The following is a 3,629-nucleotide window of genomic DNA, read 5'->3' on the forward strand; positions in this document are numbered from 1 at the left end:
GCTGTGGCCGGAGGCGATCGACCAGCGCGCCGGCTACGACAAGGCCTCGCGCGCCGCGATCCTGGTCTACGTGGGCGTGCTGGGCGAAATGCGCAAGCTTTCGGACGCCGACATGATGGCCGCGTTTTCGATCAAGAGCGTCAACCGCGCGTCGACAGACAAGTGGTTGCAACGCGAGCTTGAGCAGGCGACGGCCAACTACCGGGCGGCTGCAGCCAAGTGTGCCGAAGGCAGCGCCAACAAAGACTGGACCTGCCAGGCCACCTTGCCGCCTTCACCCCAGGATTTCTCCAGCGCGGCCATCGAATGGCAGGCGCGTGTGCCAAGCGCGTCGGCCGCCTGGCGGGCCAACCTGGCCGCCTTCTCACGCGCCTACCTGGGCGAGCAGATGCGGCTGGCCGCCCTCTTCCCCAAGATCAGCAGCGAGATCGACCGTTTCGGCGACAACGAATGGACCGGCGACACCCTGCCCGACGGCCAGTTCCTGCTGAGCTTCGACGACGGCCCGACGCCGCCCGGCGGCAGCACCGACGAGACGCTGCGCATGCTGGCGGCGCAGCAGCGCAACGCGGTGTTCTTCATGCTGGGCGGCAACCTGCAGGCCCGCGCCAGCAAGCTGGGCGCGCCGGCGCTCGCGCAGGCCTACCAGGGCCAGTGCGTGGCCTCGCACGGCTGGGAGCATCAGTCGCATGCACGCTGGGACGGCTGGCAGGACTCGGTGCGCCGTACGCAGGCGCTGCTGCAGGCCAGCTTCGGCAAGGACCAGGTCATGCCCTGGTTCCGCCCACCCTACGGCCAGCGCACGGCAGACAGCGGCGCGTTCTTCACCGAACAAGGCCTGCAGGTGGCGCTGTGGAACCTGGACTCGCAGGACTGGAATGCGCGTGTCACGGCAGCGGACGTGACGGACCGCATGGTCACACTGATGCTGATCAAGCGCCACGGCGTGATGCTGTTCCACGACGTGCATGCCAAGGCCTTCGTGGCCTTGCCAACCCTCTTCGCGAAGGTGGGCGAAGCGGTGGTCTGGCGCGACTGTCACGCCGGCCCGCGCTGAGTTCCGCCCGGGGCTCGCGAGGTCGGGCGAGCTTGGGGCGACCTTCGGGAGCAAGTCGGCGAAATCATGCAATTAAGAAGCATTCTCAATATAATTCATGGTTTTCCCGTAGTCGCCTTCTCACTTCATGCCCCATCGTTCCACCGCCTTCGCTGCGCCGCACCTGGCGCTGACCACCCTTGCTGCCACACTGATGAGCCTGGGCGCCCAGGCCCAAACGGCTGGCGATGCGCCAGCGGTCACCCCGCCCCCGACGCCTGAGCAGGTGGTGGTCACCGCCACCCGGGGTGGCAAGGCGGTGGAGAAGATCCCCGGCGCGGTCAGCGTGATCGGCCGCAGCGAGATCGAGGCCCAGGGCCTGGTCAGCGAAGACCCGAGCGCGCTGCTGGCCGTCCAGGTGCCGGGCTATGCGCCTTCGCGCCAGAAGCTGAGCAACTTCGGCGAGGGCCTGCGCGGGCGCAATGCCCTGCTGCTGCTGGACGGCATTCCGCAGACCAACCCGCTGCGCCTGGGGGGCCGCGAAGGCTATTTCGCCGACCCGATGATCGTGCAGCGCATCGAGGTGGTCAGCGGCGCTTCGGCGGTGCAGGGTATGGGCGCCACCGGCGGCATCGTCAACACCATCACCCGCACGCCACAAACGCCCGGCACCCACCAGACGGTGGAGCTGAAATACAGCACCCAGGGCCACAGCAACAGCCAGGGCTGGAAAGCCGGCTACATGCTGGAGCACCTGAGCGAAGGCGAGAACCCTTACGACGTGCTGCTCTACCTGGGCAAGCGCGAGCAGGACATCGGCGTGGACGGCGACGGCCGCTACCTGGCCACCGAGTCGCTGCACGAGGCCAGGGATGCCTACCTGAAGCTGGGCCAGCAGGTGGGCACGCAGCGCTTCCAGCTGATGCTCAACCAGTTCCACGCGGATGGGTTTGACGACTGGGTGGATGTGGACGGCGACCGCGCCACCGGCCTGCCCACCTCGGCCCAACACGGCACGCTGGACTGGCAGGCGCCGCGCAACCAGGTGCGCTCGACCAGCCTGGAATGGAGCGACAGCGATCTCGCCGGTGGCGTGGCCTCGGTGCAGTTGTTCAAGCAGACCTTCAGCGCCCGCTACACCGGTGGCGTGATCACCACCTTCCAGGACGCCAGCCTCGCCCCCACCGGCACGCTGGTGGACCAGAGCCAGATCGACGCCGACAAATGGGGCCTGCGCAGCAGCTGGGTGCGGCCGGACTTCGGCCTGCACGGCCTGGAATTCACCGGTGGCGTGGACCTGCTGCACGACACCTCGTCGCAGACGCTGACCATGACAGGCCGCACCTGGGTGCCGCCGCTCAAGTACCGCAGCCTGGCGCCCTTCACCCAGCTGGAATACACCTGGAACGACCTGACGCTGCGCGCTGGCCTGCGACACGAAAACAGTCACCTGAACGTGGACAGCTACACCACACTGGCTTTCTACGGCAACCGCGAGGTGCAGGGCGGCACGCGCGACTCGGCCAAGCTGGTCAAGAGCCTGGGCGGCGTCTGGCGCTTTGGCGACAGCGGCTGGTCCAGCTTCGTCTCGTACAACGAAGGCTTCGGCATGCCGGACGTGGGCCTGATCCTGCGGGCCATCAAGACGGCAGGCCAGTCGGTGGACAGCCTGGTGGACCTGCAGCCCATCGTGACCTACAACCGCGAGCTGGGCCTGGCCTGGCGCGGCGCCGGTGCGAGCTTCAGCGCTTCGGTCTACGACTCGCGCTCCTCGCTGGGCAGCCAGCTGGTGGTGAGCAACGGCATCGGCACCGTGCAGCGGGTGCCCATCCAGGTCAAGGGCTTCGAGTTCAGCGGCCAGTGGCGCGTGCTGCCCACGCTGAAGCTGGACGCCAGCTACGCCCTCACCCGCGGCCGCACCGCCGCCGCAGCCGGCCAGCCGCTGGACCTGGATCTCGGGGCCCGCTCGCAAGGGCCGGACAAGCTGGTGATGGCCGGCCAATGGGACTTCGCACCGGACTGGAGCAGCCGCCTCACCGTTTCGCACTTCCGGCCGCGCAATGCCAATGAAGACAAGCTCTCCGGCACCACCAGCCTGGCCGAACACTTCAGCGGCTACACCGTGCTGGACCTGGCCACCAGCTGGCATTCGCGTTGGGGCGATCTGGGCCTGGGCGTCGAGAACCTGCTGAACCGCCAATACTTCACTTACTACGGCCAGGCCAATTACTCCGGCGGCAATGACGACTACTACGCAGGTCGCGGCCGGACCTTCACCGTGAGCTGGAAGCGGCAGTTCTGATGAGGAAATGGTGGACATGGGGCCATCGCTGGGTGGGCCTGCTGGCCGGCCTGTTGATGGCGATGATGGGCCTCACCGGCAGCGTGATGGTCTGGCAGGCGGAACTGGATGCCGCCTTGAACCCGCACTGGTTCGGGCCCAGTGCCTGCGCCCGCGCCGGCACCGCGATGCAGCCGGACAAGCCGGTGGCGACAGTGCTGGCCGTGCTGGCCCGCGAAGCACCGCAGGTGCGCCCGGCCATCATCGTGGCGCCCAGCCGCCCTGGCGCCAGCTACCAGGTCTGGGAAGCGC

3 protein-coding genes are annotated in these 3,629 nt (G+C 68.0%); all 3 read left to right on the forward strand.

Annotated elements, in window-relative coordinates:
- A partial coding sequence (locus FKP22_RS24090) for a polysaccharide deacetylase family protein (RefSeq protein WP_141290202.1) occupies positions 1-1,057 on the forward strand: 1,057 nt, incomplete at its 5' end.
- A gap of 127 nt (positions 1,058-1,184) precedes the next feature.
- Positions 1,185-3,338, forward strand: coding sequence for a TonB-dependent receptor (locus tag FKP22_RS24095; RefSeq protein ID WP_231012404.1), 2,154 nt, complete (start codon positions 1,185-1,187; stop codon positions 3,336-3,338).
- Positions 3,338-3,629: PepSY domain-containing protein (locus FKP22_RS24100; RefSeq protein WP_141290203.1), on the forward strand; the 292-nt coding region annotated here is incomplete at its 3' end. The genes FKP22_RS24095 and FKP22_RS24100, both read left to right, overlap by 1 nt.

Origin of the sequence: Ideonella azotifigens (genome assembly GCF_006519715.1) — a bacterium.
In the GTDB taxonomy this organism is placed as follows: Bacteria; Pseudomonadota; Gammaproteobacteria; order Burkholderiales; family Burkholderiaceae_C; genus Ideonella; species Ideonella azotifigens.